This is a genomic window from Rhodanobacter sp. B2A1Ga4 (assembly GCF_018101315.1).
Lineage (GTDB): Bacteria > Pseudomonadota > Gammaproteobacteria > Xanthomonadales > Rhodanobacteraceae > Rhodanobacter > Rhodanobacter thiooxydans_A.
In genome coordinates this window covers 1,167,047-1,181,593 of the sequence record NZ_JADBJR010000001.1, presented here as the reverse complement: position 1 = coordinate 1,181,593, position 14,547 = coordinate 1,167,047, and the positions used below count along the sequence as shown (strand labels likewise).

Below are 14,547 nucleotides of genomic sequence, written 5' to 3'. Positions count from 1 at the left end.
GGTCCTCGGATGGGCAAGCGGCGCAGCGCGCTACGGTGCGGGAGCGTAGGCGATGCAGATGTTTTTTGGCTCGGTGAAGAAGTGCAGCGCCTCGTTGCCGCCTTCGCGGCCGAGCCCGGACTGCTTGACGCCGCCGAACGGCGTGCGCAGGTCGCGCAGCAGCCAGCAATTGATCCACACGATGCCGAATTCGAGCCGGCTTGCGAGCCGGTGCGCGCGGGCGAGGTCCTGCGTCCACAGCGAGGCGGCCAGTCCGTAGCGGCTGTCGTTGGCGATCGCCAGTGCCTCTGCTTCGTCCTCGAACGGAATCAGGCAGACTACCGGCCCGAAAATTTCCTGCTGGTTGGTCTGCGCCGCGGACGGCAACCCTTCGATCACGGTCGGCGCGATGAACCAGCCCTTGGCGCAGCGGCCGGTCAACTGGATCGCTTCGCCGCCGCACAGCACGTGGCCACCCTCGGCGCGGGCCTGTTCGATGCAGCCGAGCACCTTGGCGTAGTGCGTCTGCGAGACCATTGCGCCGAGATCGCTGCTGGCGTCGTGCGGGTCGCCCACGCGCAGCGCCTGCACGCGCGCCAGGTAGCGCTCGCGAAAGGTTTCGTAGATCGAGCGCTGCACCAGCAGGCGCGAACCGCACAGGCAGATTTCGCCCTGGTTGGCGAAGCCCGAGCGCACGATGGCGTCCAGGTTCGCGTCGGACAGATCGGCGTCGGCGAACACGATCGCCGGATTCTTGCCGCCCATCTCCAGCGAGACTTTCTTGAACTGCATGGCGGCCGCGCTGGCGATGCGTGCGCCGGTGGCCGTGCTGCCGGTAAAGGAGATCGCCTTCACCGCGGGATGTTCCACGATCGCCTGGCCCACGCTGGGACCCCGGCCCTGCACGATGTTCAGCACGCCGGGCGGAAAGCCTGCCTCGATGCTCAATTCGCCGAGCAGGGCGGCGGTGCACGGTGTCACTTCCGATGGCTTGGCCACCACCGTGTTGCCGGCGGCCAGGGCCGGCGCGATCTTCCAGGTGAACAGGTACAGCGGCAGGTTCCATGGGCTGATGCAGCCGACCACGCCGAGCGGCTGGCGCAAGGTGTAGTTGATCGCGCCGGTGCCGGTGGCGCCGGCTTCCATCGCGTGCGACTCGCTGCCCCAACCGAGGATCGCGGCGGCGAAGTAACGCAGGTTGCTGACTGCGCGCGGGATGTCAAGCCGGCGCGCGAGGCCCAGCGGCTTGCCGCTGTCGCGCGATTCCAGTGCCGCGAATTCCTCCAGTCGCGCCTCGACCAGGTCGGCCAGTCGCTGCAGCAGGCGTGCGCGTTGCTCGATCGGCGTGCCGGCCCAGCCGGGCGCGGCGCGGTGGGCGGCAGCGACTGCGGCGGCGACATCCGTTGCATCGGAGTCGGGGCAGTGGGTGAACACCGACCCGGTGGCCGGCTCGTGCACTTCCAGCCATGCATCGTGTTGCGGCGCCAGCAGGTGGCCGTCGATCAGGTTGGCTAGGCGCGGGGTAGGCATCCGTGCAAGCTTAAAACCAGCGTGCCGCAATTGCACCGGACGCCGGCGTATGCGGCAGGTGCGGGACGAGCGGCTCAGCTCAACGCGCGGGTGCGGCCGCCATCCACCGCGATGCTGACGCCGTTGACGTAGGCGGCGGCGGGCGTGCACAGGAACGCGATCACTGCGGCCACTTCACCGGCTTCGCCGAAGCGGCGGGCCGGCACCGAGGCGAGCATGGCCTGGGCGATTGCGTCCTCGCTGCGTCCGCTGGCGGCGGCCTGCGCGGCGAGCAACCCGTCGAGGCGCTGGGTGCGGGTGTAGCCCGGCAGCACGTTGTTGACCGTGATGCCGTCAGCGGCCAGTTCGGCGGACAGGGTCTTGGCCCAGCCGGCGACGGCGGCGCGCACGGTATTGGATACGCCCAAGCCGGCGATCGGCTCCTTCACCGAGGTGGAGATCACGTTGACGAGGCGACCGTAGCCGCTGGCGCGCATGCCGGGAAGCAGCGCCTGCAGCAGGACCTGGCCGGCCAGCAGATGCTGGCGGAACGCCGTTTCGTACGCTTCCGGTTCCGCGCTGTAGGCGGGGCCGCCCGGCGGGCCGCCGGTGTTGTTGATCAGGATGTGTACTGCGGCATCGGCGGTGATCCCGGCCGCGGTTGCCTGCAGGCCGGCGGTGTCCAGCATGTCGACGCAGCGCCAGTCGTGCCGCTGCCCGGAATGCATGCGTGGCAGGCTTTCGGCGACGTCCCTGAGCTTGTCGGCCGAGCGCGCCAGCAGGGTGACGCTGGCGCCAAGCTCGGCCAGCTCGATCGCGCAGGCGCGGCCGATGCCTTGCGAGGCGCCGCAGACCAGCGCGTGACGTCCACCCAGATCCAGTTGCATGCTTGTTCCCTCAGTGCAGCCACAGCCGCATCGCCAGCGCGGCGAGCCAGCACAGCCAGCCCAGCCACTGGCTGTAACGCCAGACCAGACGCCAGCGGTTGATCGCCGGATCGCCCAGTGCAGGTAGCGCTGGAGAGCGCAGCACCTGCTGCATGCTGGCCCAGATGCGGAACCCGGAAAGCCGGCCTTGCGCGGCCGTGGCGATGACCTGCCAGTGTTGCGGGTAGCGTGTGCGCAGCAGCGCGGCAGCCCGGAACGGCGCCACGTACGACAGCACGAACAGGCTGACGCCGCTCGCCAGCAGCGCAAGATAGAGGGCGATCATGGCGGGCTGTGGCCGGTCTTGCCGCCGTTACCGCCGCTCCAGGGCAGCGGCAGCGCGGTGCGTAGGGTATTCAGCACGCCATCGCCCTTCGCGGCCTTCTTGCAGATCGCGTTGCCGAGCGCCTTCTCGTAGGTCTTGTTCATCATGCCGACCCACAGCGTGCCGTCCGGGCCGTGCGGGATGCTGAAGCTGCCGGCGGAATTCATCTTCAGGGATGCGGCGCTGGAGCTGGAGAACGAGGCCGGTGACTGCTCCCAGTAGGTCTTGCCCGACTGTTGTTCGGCCGAGCTGTAGACCAGCAGGTAGTGCGCCTGTGCGCTGTCGATGCTCAGGCTGCCGAAGGCGCCAGTGGTCTCGTCGCCCCAGCCCATGTGCTCACACAGCCCGATATCCTCGGAACGGATCGGCTGGAAGCCCTCGTCCAGCAGCACGATGGTAGGTGCGAACAGGTAGCTGGCGTGCAGCCAGCGACCGTTCAATTCCGACTTCATGGCGACCTTGTACGGCAGTTTCACGCCGGTCGGCAGGCGGAAGGCGAGGAAGTAGCTTTGCGTGCCGTTGAGGTTGGCGACCATGCTGCCGCTGCCCAGTACGAACTTCTCCGGTTGCCACGGCAGCATGCTGCGATAGGAGAAGTCGGCGAAGCTGCTGCAGCACGGCGAGGCCTGCATCAGCTGCAACTGGGCGAGCTTCAGCGCGTCGCCGGTGTTTTCCGACGGCGGGCGCAGGTTCGGCGGCAGCAAGGCCTTGGCGTTATGGCAGCCGCCCAGCAGGGCGGCGAAGGCCAGTACGGCGGCGATGACAGGGAGTCGAAGCGACATGGCAGTTGGATTGCTCAGAATTCGGCCGTTCCGGCGGCACGGGGATAGGGGATGGCGTCGCGGATGTTGGACAGGCCACAGATATAGACCAGCAGCCGTTCGAAGCCGAGGCCGAAGCCGGCATGCGGCACCGTGCCATAACGGCGCAGGTCGCGGTACCAGCCGTAGGCGGCGGGGTCGAGGCCGAACTGGACCATGCGGCGGTCGAGGTATTCCAGCCGCTCCTCGCGCTGGCTGCCGCCGATGATCTCGCCGATGCCCGGTGCCAGCACGTCCATCGCCGCGACAGTCTTCTCATCATCGTTCAGACGCATGTAGAACGCCTTGATCGCCTCGGGGTAGTTCATCACGACCACTGGGCGGCCGATATGTTTCTCGGCCAGGTAGCGTTCGTGCTCGGTCTGCAGGTCGATGCCCCAGGCCACCGGGTATTCGAACTTCTCGCCGGACTTCTTCAGGATCTCGATCGCGTCGGTGTAGTCGATGCGTTCAAAGGGCTTGGCGATGAACGCCTCCATGCGGGTGATCGCGTCCGGTTGCACGCGTTCGGCAAAGAACGCCATGTCGTCGGGGCGTTCGTCCAGTACGGCCTTGAAGATCGCCTTGAGGAACGCCTCGGCGCAGTCGGCGTCGGCGGCCAGGTCGGCGAACGCGATCTCCGGCTCGACCATCCAGAACTCGGCCAGGTGGCGCGCGGTGTTGGAGTTCTCCGCGCGGAAGGTGGGGCCGAAGGTGTATACCTTGCTCATCGCCAGGCAGTACGCCTCGACGTTGAGCTGGCCGGACACGGTGAGGAACGCCTCGCGGCCGAAGAAATCCTTGCGGAAGTCGATCTTGCCGTCGGGCAGCCGTGGCAGGTTGGCCAGGTCCAGCGTGGACAGCCGGAACATGTCACCCGCGCCTTCGGCGTCCGAGGTGGTGATGATCGGCGTGTTGATCCAGAAGAAACCCTGTTCGGTGAGATGGCGGTGGATCGCCGTCATCATGGTGTGGCGCACACGGGTGATCGCGCCGAACAGATTGGTGCGCGGGCGCAGGTGGGCGACCTCGCGCAGGAATTCCATCGAATGCTGCTTGGGCTGGATCGGGTAGGTTTCCGGGTCGTCGACCAGGCCGGTGACGATCACCTCGTTCGCCTGGATCTCGAACGCCTGGCCCTTGCCCTGCGAGGCCACCAGGGTGCCGCTGACGACCACGCCGGCACCGGCGGTGAGGTGCTTCACTTCGCTTTCGTAGTTGCCCAGGGTGGCTGGTACCACGGCCTGGATCGGATCGAAGCAGGAGCCGTCGGTGACGTTGACGAAGGACAGGCCGGCCTTGGAATCGCGGCGCGTGCGCACCCAGCCACGTACCGTCACCGTGCTGCCGGCGTCGAGCTTGCCGGAAAGAGCCTGCTTCACGCTGCATAGCGTCGGACTGACCACGGCCATCGGTTGAAACTCCTGCTGCCACGCCGCATCTGGACGTGTAATGGATGAGTGTTCCCTGCGCGCCAGCGCATGGGAGCAAACCATCATGATAATGTAGCTGCCGCCCGTGCTGCGACTTTCCGGGTCATCTCCGAGGTTCGATCTGCCGTCATGAGCATCACCATCACTTCCGCCGCCAACGAGCGCATGCGCCACTTCCTGGCGTCCACCCCGACCGCCGCCGGCGTGCGCTTCGGCGTCAAGCGCACCGGCTGCTCCGGCTTCGCCTATGTGGTGGACCTGGCCGAGGTGATGGGTGAGGGCGATCGGGTGGTCGAGGTGGACGGTTTGCCATTGATCGTCGATGACAAGAGCCTCGCGCTGGTCGACGGCACCGTGATCGACTTCCAGCGGCAGGGCCTGAATGCCAGCTTCGTGTTCCACAACCCGAACGCCACCGGCGCCTGCGGCTGTGGCGAGAGTTTCACGGTCAGCTGAGCTGGGCCGGCAGGGCATTCGCTGGCAGGCGGGAAGGGCGATCCCGAGGCAGGCCCGGGAGGCCGTCGCCCGCCTTGCCGGGCCCCTGTTTCATCAATGACTTGCGCCGACCTTCGCCGGCGCCGTACAATTCCGCTTCTGTCCGCACCAACCGGGGCCGACAGGACACTTGCCTCACCGCATCGGCGGGAGGCTGCGAGGCCGCAAGGCCGCATCCACAAGGAGTCAACCCACAATGACCCTGCGTCATTACGAAGTTGTGTTCATGGTCCATCCGGACCAGAGCGAGCAGGTCCCCGCGATGCTCGAGCGCTACAAGGCGCTGATCGAGACCGACGGCGGCAAGATCCACCGTCTGGAAGACTGGGGCCGCCGTCAGCTGGCGTACCCGATCGTCAACCTGGCCAAGGCACACTACGTGCTGCTCAACATCGAAGTCAGCCAGAGTGCGCTGAACGAGCTGGAGTCGGGCTTTCGCTTCAACGACGCGGTGCTGCGCCATCTGGTGGTCCGTCGTGACGAAGCCGACACCGAGCCGTCCTTCATCCTGAAGTCGAAGGAAAAGGATGATGCCAAGTCCACCCGTCGTCGCGACGACGAGGGTGATGGCGAAGGCCGCGGCGGTCGTGACGACCGCGACAACGATCGCGACAGCGACGACTGATCAGGAGCACAGCCATGTCCAAGTTTTTCCGCCGCCGCAAGTTCTGCCGCTTCACTGCCGAAGACGTGAAGGAGATCGACTACAAGGATCTCAACACCCTGCGCCAGTACGTCACCGAGAACGGCAAGATCGTGCCGAGCCGCATCACTGGCACCAAGGCGCGCTACCAGCGCCAGTTGGCGACCGCGATCAAGCGCGCGCGCTTCCTGTCGCTGCTGCCGTACACCGACAACCACGACGTCTGATCGTGACTGGCCGCGGCCCCGTGCTGCGGTCAGTGTCTCGCCCGGCCAAGGCCGGGCTTGGCTTTTCAGCTAAAACCTTCGGACAACCGTCCTCTGGCTGCGTCGGGCCACACCGGCGCTAACGAAAAGGAAGCATCATGGAACTCATTCTTCTGCAGAAAGTCCGCGGTCTGGGCACGCTCGGCGACAAGGTCGTCGTGAAGCCCGGCTATGGCCGCAATTTCCTCCTGCCGCAGGGCAAGGCCGTGCGCGTCAACGCCGCCAATCTGGCTGCGTTCGAGCGGCGTCGCGCCGAGTACGAGGCGAAGGCCAACACGGCGCTGGCCGATGCCGAGGCACGCAAGGTCAAGCTGGCTGATGCGTCGGTCACCATCTCCGCGCACGCCAGTGCGGAAGGCAAGCTGTTCGGCTCGGTCGGCCCGCGCGATATCGCCGAAGCCCTGGCCGCTGTCGGTCACGCCGTGCACAAGGGCGAGGTGATCCTGGGCGAGGGTCCGCTGCGCAACACCGGCGAGTACGACGTGGCGCTGCACCTGCATGCCGACGTCCACACCACCGTCAAGGTGATCGTGGTCGGCGACAAGTAAGCTCCAGCTCATCGGAAACGTTCGGGCGCCGCAAGGCGCCCGTTTGTTTTTCGGGATTCGGGCAGTGGCCCGGTTTTATCCCCACCAACCCACAGCTTATCCACAGGTTTGTTGTCTCGACGGTTGAGACGCCGCCGCGCATCATGGTGTCCGTGTGGCTACCCGCGAAATGTCGGCGCATGACGTGCCGATTGTGGGGCAATTTTCCGAGGTAAGTCGATGTCCTTCGTGCCCGAACGCAAACCTTCCTCTCCCGCCATCGAGGCGTTGCGGATACCACCGCACTCCATCGATGCCGAGCAGGCGGTGCTGGGTGGCCTGATGCTGGCACCGGATGCGCTGGACAAGGTGGCCGACCGGCTCGCCGAGGATGACTTCTACCGCAAGGATCACCGGCTGATCTGGCGGGCGATCAACGAGCTGGCGAACAAGGGCATGCCGTGCGACGCGGTGACCCTGGGCGACTGGTTCGAGAGCAACGGCATGGCCGAGATGGTCGGTGGCGCCGGCTACCTGATCGAGCTGGCCAACAGCACGCCCAGTGCGGCCAACATCGCTGCCTACGCCGAGATCGTGCGCGAGAAATCGGTGCTGCGCCAGCTGATCGACGCCGGCACCTCGATCACCGAGGACGGCTACCGGCCCGAGGGCAAGAGCGTGCACGAAGTGCTGGAAAGCGCCGAGCAGCGCGTGTTCCACATCGCCGAATCCGGCGCGCGCGGCAAGAAAGATTCCGTCTCGATGCGCGAGGCGGTGAAGGACGCGTTCCGCCTGCTCACCGAGCGCTACGAGAACCGCGGCCAGCTCACCGGCGTCAGCACCGGCTTCACCGACCTGGATGCGCTCACCTCCGGCCTGCAACCGTCGGACCTGATCATCGTGGCGGCGCGCCCGTCGATGGGCAAGACCGCCTTTGCGCTGAACATTGCCGAGGCCGCCGCGCTGGGTGGCAAGAAGGCGGTGGTGGTGTTCTCGATGGAAATGTCCTCCTCGCAGCTGGCGTTCCGCCTGATCTCCTCGGTCGGCCGCATCCACCAGCAGCACCTGCGCAACGGCACCCTCGAAGAAGAGGACTGGCCGCGCGTCTCCAACGCGATCGCGCTGTTGTCCGAGGCGAAGATCTTCATCGACGACACGCCCAGCCTGTCGCCGGTGGAACTGCGTTCGCGCGCACGCCGGCTGCACCGCGAGCACGGCGGGCTGGGCCTGATCGTGATCGATTACCTGCAGCTGATGCAGGTGCCCGGCAACAAGGAAAACCGCGCCACCGAGATCTCGGAAATCTCGCGTTCGCTGAAGGGTCTGGCCAAGGAACTGAACGTGCCGGTGATCGCCCTGTCGCAGCTCAACCGCTCGCTGGAGCAGCGCGCCGACAAGCGCCCGATGATGTCCGACCTGCGCGAGTCCGGCGCCATCGAGCAGGACGCCGACGTGATCATGTTCATCTACCGCGACGAGTACTACAACAAGGAATCGCCGGACAAGGGCGTCGCCGAGATCATCATCGGCAAGCAGCGCAACGGTCCCACCGACACCTGCAAGCTCACCTTCCTCGGCCACTACACCCAGTTCGTGAACTACGCGTCGGATTCGTTCGTGGGGTCGTTCGACTGACCGCAGGGATCGCGCTGCCGACGGCGAAAGCTGACAGCTTCACGGGTCGATGCATCTCGCCGCCTGCGATGATCGCGGGCTAAGCTCGCATCTTCCACGTATCCAGCCGGACAACCCCGCATGGCCAAAGCCAAGACCGCCTATGTCTGCACCGATTGCGGTGCCGAACATCCGAAGTGGCAGGGTTCGTGCGCCGAGTGTGGCGCATGGAACACGCTCAGCGAGATCGTGCTGGCGCCGGCTTCGGCGGCGAAGCCGTCGGTGGGCGCGCAGCGTTCCAGCTACGCCGGCACGGCCGCCGGCGCGCCGCGCATCACGCCGCTGACCGCGGTGGCGCTGACCACCGAGGCGCGCACGCTGACCGGTATCGGCGAGCTGGACCGGGTACTCGGTGGTGGCCTGGTCGAGGGCTCGGTGGTGCTGATCGGCGGCGATCCGGGTATCGGCAAATCGACCCTGCTGCTGCAGATGCTGGGCACGCTGGGCGGGCAGTTGCCCAGTGTCTACGTCACCGGCGAAGAGTCGCTGGCGCAGGTGGCTTCACGGGCGCAGCGCCTGGGCCTGCCGTTGGAGCCGCTGCAGGCGTTGGCCGAGACCTGCATCGAGCGCATCCTCGAGCAGGCGATGGCGACGCGCCCGCGAGTGCTGGTGATCGACTCGATCCAGACCATCTGGACCGAACTGCTCACCGCCGCGCCGGGTTCGGTGTCGCAGGTGCGCGAGTCGGCGGCCAAGCTCACGCGCTTTGCCAAGGAGACCGGTACCTCGGTGTTCCTGGTCGGCCACGTCACCAAGGAAGGCGGCATCGCCGGCCCGCGTGTGCTCGAGCACATGGTCGACGCGGTGCTGTATTTCGAGGGTGAATCCGGTTCGCGTTTCCGTGTGCTGCGCGCGTTCAAGAACCGCTTCGGCGCGGTCAACGAGCTGGGCGTGTTTGCGATGTCGGACAAGGGCCTGCGCGAAGTGCCGAACCCGTCGGCGATCTTCCTGTCCACGCACGCGGGGCCAACGTCGGGCAGTGCGGTGATGGTCACCCGCGAAGGCACCCGCCCGCTGCTGGTGGAGGTGCAGGCGCTGGTGGACCAGTCCTCGCTGGGCAATCCGCGGCGGGTCACCCTGGGCCTGGAACAGAACCGGCTGGCGATGCTGCTGGCCGTGCTGCACCGGCACGGCGGCGTGGCGGCGTACGACCAGGACGTGTTCGTCAACGTGGTCGGCGGCATCCGCGTGCAGGAGACGGCAGCGGACTTGCCGGTGCTGCTGGCGGTGCTGTCGTCGCTGCGCGACCGGCCATTGCCGGAGCACATGGTGACCTTCGGCGAGGTCGGCCTGTCGGGCGAGATCCGCCCGGTGCCGAACGGCGAGGAGCGCCTGAAGGAGGCTGCTCACCACGGCTTCCGCCGCGCGATCGTGCCGAAGGCGAACGCACCGAAGAAGGGCAAGGTCGGCGAGATGGAGGTGGTCGGGGTGGAGCGCTTGAGCGAGGCGATCGACGCCTGCCGCTGAACGTGCGGCTACATGCCCCGGTGCAGGACCAGTTCCAGCACCGCCTTGCTGCCGAAGAACGCCAGCACCAGCACGGCCATGCCAATCAGGGTCAGGTTGACCGCGCGCACGCCGCGCCAGCCGTGCCGCCAGCGGCCGTACAGCAGCACGCCGAACACCAGCCAGGCCACGATTGACAGCACGGTCTTGTGCGCCAGGTGCTGGCCGAACAGGTTGTCGACGAACAGCACGCCGGTGAGCAGGGTCAGCGTGAGCAGCACGAAACCGGCGCTGATCAGGCGGAACAGTAGGGTCTCGGTCAGGGTCAGCGGGGGCAGCGCGCGCAGCCAGCGGCCGAACTGGCGATGGCGCAACGCCCGCTCCTGGAGCGCCAGCAGGATCGCCAGCGCGGCGGCGATCGACAGTACGCCGAACGCGAGCAGGGCCACCGTCACGTGCAGCTTGATCTGCCAGTCCATCGGCTGCGGCAGGGTGGGTGGCGCCAGGAAGCTGTCCACCGCGAGCAGCGCGGCGGTCAGCGGGAACACGATCACGCCGAGTGCGGCGACCGGACGCGAAGCGTTCACCAGCAGGGTCAGCGCCGAGACGACGAACGCGACCAGCGAGAGCGTCGCGAAGAAGTGCAGGTCCAGTGCGCCCCGATGCATGCCAAGCAGGATGCCGGCGTGGATCAGTACGGCGCTGCCGGCCAGCGCCAGCGCCAGCCGGTTCAGCGGTTGACCGCCGCTCAGCAGCGGGCGCGCCAGGCCGGCGGCGGCGGCAAGGTAGAGCACGATGGCGATCAGGGCCAGGACGTGGATGGTCATAGCCGCGCAGTGTCGCACAGGGCCATGCCGGCTTGCATGCGAAGCGGGGCGGTCCGTCCGCTATAATCGTGCACTTCCCTGTTTGCCGGTCCCGTCATGTTCGAGTCGCTCAGCCAACGTCTTTCCATCACCGTCAATCGCCTGCGCGGTCGCGGCCGGCTGACCGAGGAGAACATCCGCGAGGCCCTGCGCGAGGTGCGCATCGCGCTGCTGGAGGCAGATGTCGCGCTGCCGGTGGTGCAGGCGCTGATCCAGCGGATCAAGGTGCGCGCGGTCGGCCAGGACGTGATCAAGAGCCTGTCGCCGGGCCAGGCGCTGGTGAAGGTGGTCAGCGACGAGCTGACCGTGGTGATGGGCACCGCCAATACCGAACTGAATCTGGCCCAGCAGCCGCCGGCGGTAGTGCTGATGGCCGGCCTGCAGGGCGCCGGCAAGACCACCACGGTGGCCAAGCTGGCGCGGCTGTTGGCCGAGCGCAAGAAGAAAAAGGTGATGGTGGTCAGCTGCGACGTCTACCGTCCGGCCGCGATCGAGCAGCTGCGCACGCTGGCCGAGCAGGTCGGGGTGAAGTTCTTCCCGTCGGCGGCGGGCCAGGATCCGGTGCAGATCGCGAAGGATGCGATCGCCGCCGCGCGCCGCGAGGTGGTCGACGTGCTGATCGTCGATACCGCCGGTCGCCTGCACGTGGACGAGGCGATGATGGCCGAGATCAAGGCCCTGCACGCCGCGATCACGCCGATCGAGACCCTGTTCGTGGTCGACTCGATGACCGGCCAGGACGCGGCCAACACGGCCAAGGCGTTCAACGAGGCGCTGCCGCTGACCGGCGTGATCCTGACCAAGACCGATGGCGACGCCCGCGGCGGCGCGGCGCTGTCGGTGCGCTACGTCACCGGCAAGCCGATCAAGTTCCTCGGCGCCGGCGAGAAGAGCGATGCGCTGGAGCCGTTCCATCCCGACCGCCTGGCCCAGCGCATCCTCGGCATGGGCGACGTGCTGTCGCTGGTGGAGGAGGTCGAGCGCAAGGTCGACCAGGACAAGGCGCAGAAGCTGGCCCAGAAGGTGATGAAGGGCAAGCGCTTCGACCTCAACGACATGAAGGACCAGCTGGAGCAGATGGGCAACATGGGTGGCCTGGCCGGCCTGATGGACAAGCTGCCCGGCGTGTCCAGCCTGCCGGACAGCGTGAAATCCAAGGTCAACGATGGCGAGATGAACCGGATGATCGCGATCATCTGCTCGATGACGAAGAAAGAGCGCCGCCATCCGGATCTGCTGAATGGCTCGCGTCGCGCCCGCGTGGCGCGTGGTTCCGGCACCCAGCCGGCCGACGTCAATCGCCTGCTCAAGCAGTACATGCAGATGGAAAAGATGATGTCCAAGCTGTCCAAGGGCGGCACCAAGGGCCTGATGCGGCAGATGCGCGGCGCCATGAAGGGCATGGGTGGCATGGGTGGTTTGCCGCCGATGCGCTGAGGGCGGGGGGCGCGGCGCGAGGCTGCTTTTCCGATTCCCTATTCCCTTTTCCCGATTACGCCCCTAAAATACCCCGTTTACCGCGCACGGCTCTCGTGTGCCTGCCGCCGGTTCGGCAATTCTGGAGTTTTACCATGGTCAAGATTCGTCTTTCGCGCGGTGGCGCCAAGGGCCGTCCGTTCTACCACGTCGTCGTGACCGATCAGCGCAACAAGCGCGACGGCCGCAATATCGAGAACGTGGGCTTCTACAACCCGGTCGCGTCGGGCAAGGACAAGCGCCTTGAGCTGAACGTCGCCCGCGTGCAGGAGTGGGTCGGCAAGGGTGCCCAGCTGACCGACAAGGTCGCCGCCCTGGTCAAGGAAGCCGGCAAGCAGCAGGCTGCCTGAGTCATGGCTGCAGCCGGTCGGCGCGTCCCGATCGGGCGCATCGTCGGGCTGTACGGCGTGCAGGGCTGGCTCAAGATCGAATCCTGGGCCGAGCCGCGCATGCGGATCTTCGACTACCAGCCGTGGCTGCTCGGTGCAGCGCCCGGCATGGAGACGCAGGTCAGCGGGGTGAAGGGTCGTGCGCAGGGCAAGGGCATGGTGGCCCAATTGCCCGGGGTGAACGACCGGGAGCAGGCGGCAGCGCTGATCGGTACCGACATCCATGTCGCCCGCGAGCAACTGCCACCGCCGGCGGAAGGCGAGTATTACTGGGTCGATCTCGAAGGACTTGAGGTCGTCACCACGGAAGACGTGAAGCTGGGGCGGGTCAGTCACCTGTTCGCCACCGGTGCCAACGACGTGGTGGTGGTCAGGGACGGGGCGCGCGAGCGGCTGGTTCCCTTCATCCAGGGTTCGTATGTGCGTTCGGTGGACTTGTCCGCAGGGCGCATGGTGGTGGACTGGGATCCCGAATTCTGACGTCGCCGGCTTGTGGGCAGAGGATCAAGGATCATGCGCATCGATGTCGTCAGCCTGTTTCCCGACTTCGTGCGCCAGTGTGCCGCCGTCGGAGTCGTGGGACGCGCGCAGCAACGCGAGCTGCTGCAGGTGGAAACCTGGAACCCGCGCGACTACGCCACCGACAAGCACCGCAGCGTGGACAGCGGCACATATGGCGGCGGTCCGGGCATGGTGATGATGATCGAGCCGTTGCGCACGACCCTGGTGGCCATACGTGCGGCGGCACCGGAGCCGGTGCATCTGGTTTATCTCAGTCCGCAGGGAGCGCGGCTGACGCAGGGCAGGGTGGAAGCGCTGGCGAAGTTGCCGCGCATCGCCCTGCTTTGTGGGCGTTACGAAGGTGTGGACGAGCGCCTGCTGGCGCACGAGGTCGACGAGGAGCTCTCCATCGGCGACTATGTGCTGTCTGGCGGCGAACTCGCCGCCGCGGTGATCATCGACGCGGTGGGGCGTTTGCAGGACGGCGCGTTGAACGACGCGCAGTCGGCCGAGCAGGATTCATTCTCGGATGGCCTGCTGGATTGTCCGCATTATGGAAAACCGGTGCACGATGCGCTGGGTGATGTACCGGAAGTATTGCTGTCCGGTGACCACGCGGCGATTGCCCGCTGGCGCCTCAAGCAATCGCTGGGACGAACCTGGTTGCGCCGCCCGGACTTGTTGTCACAGCGTGGGCTGGATGCGGCATCCCGTGCACTGCTGGACGAATTCCGCCGCGAACATGTCTCGCAAGAGCAGACACGGCAAGACGGTGTGGCCGAGTGGCCGCAACATTGATATCGATTTACGTGAACCGACAGGTGCGCCATGAACAAGATCATTGAACAGTTCGAATCCGAGCAGATCACCCGCCAGCTGCCGGACTTCGGCCCCGGCGACACCGTGGTGGTCAACGTCAAGGTGAAGGAAGGCAACCGCGAGCGCGTTCAGGCGTTCGAGGGCATCGTCATCGCCAAGCGCAGCCGCGGCCTGCATTCGGCCTTCACCGTGCGCAAGATCTCGCATGGTACCGGCGTGGAGCGCGTGTTCCAGGCACACAGCCCGGCCATCGACTCGGTGACCGTGAAGCGCAAGGGCAAGGTGCGCGGCGCCAAGCTGTATTACCTGCGTGGCCTGGAAGGCAAGGCCGCCCGCATCAAGGAAGACATCGCCGCCGCTGCCGCCGCCAAGGCGAACGCGAAGGCCGCCGCGGCTGCTGCTGCCGAGTAATCCGCTCCGCAGTTGCTGCAGCATGAAAAACCCGCGGAGCGATCCGCGGGTTTTTTGTGGCC

General features: G+C 66.6%; 17 protein-coding genes. 11 read left to right on the top strand and 6 right to left on the bottom strand.

The annotated features are described in order from the left end of the window. Positions 1-30: 30 nt before the first annotated feature. The 5 genes from IMW82_RS05530 to asnS all read right to left on the bottom strand — a co-directional run bounded on the left by IMW82_RS05530 (position 31) and on the right by asnS (position 4,951). Complete coding sequence (locus IMW82_RS05530) at positions 31-1,509, bottom strand: aldehyde dehydrogenase (protein ID WP_211004033.1); 1,479 nt, start codon at positions 1,507-1,509, stop codon at positions 31-33. A gap of 74 nt (positions 1,510-1,583) precedes the next feature. Beyond that, positions 1,584-2,375, bottom strand: a complete 792-nt coding sequence (locus IMW82_RS05525) for an SDR family oxidoreductase (protein ID WP_211004032.1) — start codon at positions 2,373-2,375, stop codon at positions 1,584-1,586. A 10-nt stretch (positions 2,376-2,385) separates the two neighbouring features. Beyond that, on the bottom strand, positions 2,386-2,700 hold the full coding sequence (locus tag IMW82_RS05520) for a hypothetical protein (RefSeq protein WP_211004031.1): 315 nt from the start codon (positions 2,698-2,700) through the stop codon (positions 2,386-2,388). Further along, positions 2,697-3,521, bottom strand: coding sequence for a MalM family protein (locus IMW82_RS05515; RefSeq protein WP_211004030.1), 825 nt, complete (start codon positions 3,519-3,521; stop codon positions 2,697-2,699). Before IMW82_RS05515 ends, IMW82_RS05520 begins: the two co-directional genes overlap by 4 nt. Before the next feature lie 14 nt (positions 3,522-3,535). After that, positions 3,536-4,951 (bottom strand): asparagine--tRNA ligase, encoded by a 1,416-nt coding sequence (gene asnS / locus IMW82_RS05510; protein WP_211004029.1) that lies wholly within the window; start codon positions 4,949-4,951, stop codon positions 3,536-3,538. 150 nt (positions 4,952-5,101) lie between these two features. Between asnS and IMW82_RS05505 the strand changes: the two genes are divergently transcribed. The 6 genes from IMW82_RS05505 to radA all read left to right on the top strand — a co-directional run bounded on the left by IMW82_RS05505 (position 5,102) and on the right by radA (position 10,044). Further along, on the top strand, positions 5,102-5,428 hold the full coding sequence (locus IMW82_RS05505) for an iron-sulfur cluster assembly accessory protein (RefSeq protein WP_108472504.1): 327 nt from the start codon (positions 5,102-5,104) through the stop codon (positions 5,426-5,428). Positions 5,429-5,663: 235 nt separating this feature from the next. Beyond that, a complete protein-coding gene (gene rpsF / locus IMW82_RS05500; RefSeq protein WP_108472505.1) occupies positions 5,664-6,092 on the top strand; it encodes a 30S ribosomal protein S6 in 429 nt (142 codons plus the stop codon). A gap of 14 nt (positions 6,093-6,106) precedes the next feature. Then, on the top strand, positions 6,107-6,337 hold the full coding sequence (rpsR, locus tag IMW82_RS05495) for a 30S ribosomal protein S18 (protein WP_007081973.1): 231 nt from the start codon (positions 6,107-6,109) through the stop codon (positions 6,335-6,337). A gap of 137 nt (positions 6,338-6,474) precedes the next feature. Further along, on the top strand, positions 6,475-6,924 hold the full coding sequence (gene rplI / locus IMW82_RS05490; protein ID WP_108472506.1) for a 50S ribosomal protein L9: 450 nt from the start codon (positions 6,475-6,477) through the stop codon (positions 6,922-6,924). 219 nt (positions 6,925-7,143) lie between these two features. Then, positions 7,144-8,538, top strand: coding sequence for a replicative DNA helicase (locus tag IMW82_RS05485; protein ID WP_108472507.1), 1,395 nt, complete (start codon positions 7,144-7,146; stop codon positions 8,536-8,538). A 120-nt stretch (positions 8,539-8,658) separates the two neighbouring features. Further along, positions 8,659-10,044 (top strand): DNA repair protein RadA, encoded by a 1,386-nt coding sequence (gene radA, locus IMW82_RS05480; protein ID WP_108472508.1) that lies wholly within the window; start codon positions 8,659-8,661, stop codon positions 10,042-10,044. Positions 10,045-10,052: 8 nt separating this feature from the next. On the opposite strand, the gene ccsA is transcribed toward radA, so the two are convergent. Further along, positions 10,053-10,850, bottom strand: coding sequence for a cytochrome c biogenesis protein CcsA (gene ccsA / locus IMW82_RS05475; protein WP_108472509.1), 798 nt, complete (start codon positions 10,848-10,850; stop codon positions 10,053-10,055). Between the two features lie 96 nt (positions 10,851-10,946). Here ccsA and ffh point away from each other — a divergent pair, with 96 nt between their 5' ends. The 5 genes from ffh to rplS all read left to right on the top strand — a co-directional run bounded on the left by ffh (position 10,947) and on the right by rplS (position 14,485). Beyond that, positions 10,947-12,326: a signal recognition particle protein gene (gene ffh, locus IMW82_RS05470; protein ID WP_108472510.1), complete on the top strand. Its 1,380-nt coding sequence runs from the start codon at positions 10,947-10,949 to the stop codon at positions 12,324-12,326. A gap of 134 nt (positions 12,327-12,460) precedes the next feature. Continuing rightward, positions 12,461-12,715 carry a 30S ribosomal protein S16 gene (gene rpsP / locus IMW82_RS05465; RefSeq protein ID WP_108472511.1) on the top strand — a complete coding sequence of 85 codons (255 nt, stop codon included), beginning with the start codon at positions 12,461-12,463 and terminating at the stop codon, positions 12,713-12,715. A 3-nt stretch (positions 12,716-12,718) separates the two neighbouring features. Further along, positions 12,719-13,234, top strand: coding sequence for a ribosome maturation factor RimM (gene rimM / locus IMW82_RS05460; RefSeq protein WP_108472512.1), 516 nt, complete (start codon positions 12,719-12,721; stop codon positions 13,232-13,234). A gap of 33 nt (positions 13,235-13,267) precedes the next feature. Beyond that, entirely contained in the window at positions 13,268-14,053 is a 786-nt protein-coding gene (gene trmD, locus IMW82_RS05455; protein WP_108472513.1) for a tRNA (guanosine(37)-N1)-methyltransferase TrmD, read from the top strand. Positions 14,054-14,083: 30 nt separating this feature from the next. Next, positions 14,084-14,485: a 50S ribosomal protein L19 gene (gene rplS / locus IMW82_RS05450; protein WP_056386474.1), complete on the top strand. Its 402-nt coding sequence runs from the start codon at positions 14,084-14,086 to the stop codon at positions 14,483-14,485. Positions 14,486-14,547: the final 62 nt, after the last annotated feature.

Excerpts from the sequence above, each read along its gene's own strand:
- IMW82_RS05505 (WP_108472504.1), top strand. The coding sequence starts at position 5,102 with ATGAGCATCACCATCACTTCCGCCGCCAACGAGCGCATGCGCCACTTC.
- IMW82_RS05520 (WP_211004031.1), bottom strand. The coding sequence starts at position 2,700 with ATGATCGCCCTCTATCTTGCGCTGCTGGCGAGCGGCGTCAGCCTGTTC.
- IMW82_RS05485 (WP_108472507.1), top strand. The coding sequence starts at position 7,144 with ATGTCCTTCGTGCCCGAACGCAAACCTTCCTCTCCCGCCATCGAGGCG.
- rpsP (WP_108472511.1), top strand. The coding sequence starts at position 12,461 with ATGGTCAAGATTCGTCTTTCGCGCGGTGGCGCCAAGGGCCGTCCGTTC.
- rimM (WP_108472512.1), top strand. The coding sequence starts at position 12,719 with ATGGCTGCAGCCGGTCGGCGCGTCCCGATCGGGCGCATCGTCGGGCTG.
- IMW82_RS05515 (WP_211004030.1), bottom strand. The coding sequence starts at position 3,521 with ATGTCGCTTCGACTCCCTGTCATCGCCGCCGTACTGGCCTTCGCCGCC.
- ffh (WP_108472510.1), top strand. The coding sequence starts at position 10,947 with ATGTTCGAGTCGCTCAGCCAACGTCTTTCCATCACCGTCAATCGCCTG.
- rpsR (WP_007081973.1), top strand. The coding sequence starts at position 6,107 with ATGTCCAAGTTTTTCCGCCGCCGCAAGTTCTGCCGCTTCACTGCCGAA.
- radA (WP_108472508.1), top strand. The coding sequence starts at position 8,659 with ATGGCCAAAGCCAAGACCGCCTATGTCTGCACCGATTGCGGTGCCGAA.
- trmD (WP_108472513.1), top strand. The coding sequence starts at position 13,268 with ATGCGCATCGATGTCGTCAGCCTGTTTCCCGACTTCGTGCGCCAGTGT.
- ccsA (WP_108472509.1), bottom strand. The coding sequence starts at position 10,850 with ATGACCATCCACGTCCTGGCCCTGATCGCCATCGTGCTCTACCTTGCC.
- rplS (WP_056386474.1), top strand. The coding sequence starts at position 14,084 with ATGAACAAGATCATTGAACAGTTCGAATCCGAGCAGATCACCCGCCAG.
- asnS (WP_211004029.1), bottom strand. The coding sequence starts at position 4,951 with ATGGCCGTGGTCAGTCCGACGCTATGCAGCGTGAAGCAGGCTCTTTCC.
- rplI (WP_108472506.1), top strand. The coding sequence starts at position 6,475 with ATGGAACTCATTCTTCTGCAGAAAGTCCGCGGTCTGGGCACGCTCGGC.
- IMW82_RS05525 (WP_211004032.1), bottom strand. The coding sequence starts at position 2,375 with ATGCAACTGGATCTGGGTGGACGTCACGCGCTGGTCTGCGGCGCCTCG.
- IMW82_RS05530 (WP_211004033.1), bottom strand. The coding sequence starts at position 1,509 with ATGCCTACCCCGCGCCTAGCCAACCTGATCGACGGCCACCTGCTGGCG.
- rpsF (WP_108472505.1), top strand. The coding sequence starts at position 5,664 with ATGACCCTGCGTCATTACGAAGTTGTGTTCATGGTCCATCCGGACCAG.